The following is a 521-nucleotide window of genomic DNA, read 5'->3' as shown; positions in this document are numbered from 1 at the left end:
TTATCAATCAGCCACTTCCAAGTGCATTCCACAGTCTTATTGCCCTTTTTAAGCGTTGGAAAGACCGTTGATTCTCCCTGGTTGTTTTTGAATACAACACCTTTGTCCGTAGCTAGCTTAATGACATAGGGAGCTGCCTCTTCGGCCAGTTCCTCCACCCGTTTCAGCAATTCACTAGCTATCTGACTAGACTTTCTTTCAAAGTTTGTCAAAGTCGTCTTATCTGTTTTAGCACCAAGCAAGGATTCTGTCTGCTCACTAATACGAGCTTGTACGTAGAGAGGGGGGGCATAATGTTCAGAGTCAATCAGCGTCAGCGTGTCGCCAATTTCTCCGTTGACCTTTCCCTCTGTACTGTATGAAATTTTCGGTACACATCGCTTTTTCAGCTCTGAGAGTAAATACCCAAACAGAGCCTCTTTTGAGGCATGTTCTGTCTCTCCATTTTCTAGGATAATCCAGCCATCATCTGTTTTTTTGGTAACAGACGGGAATTGGTCACGAGATTGCGGGGCGTAGAT

1 pseudogene is annotated in these 521 nt (G+C 44.5%); it reads right to left on the bottom strand.

Going from position 1 to position 521, the window contains the following annotated elements:
• A pseudogene (locus D8792_RS11570) lies at window positions 1-521 on the bottom strand (phage tail protein); the annotation flags it as partial.

The organism is Streptococcus cristatus (assembly GCF_003943505.1).
Lineage (GTDB): Bacteria > Bacillota > Bacilli > Lactobacillales > Streptococcaceae > Streptococcus > Streptococcus cristatus_E.
Note: the sequence above shows the minus strand (reverse complement) of the source record. Positions and strands in the feature narration are given on the sequence as shown.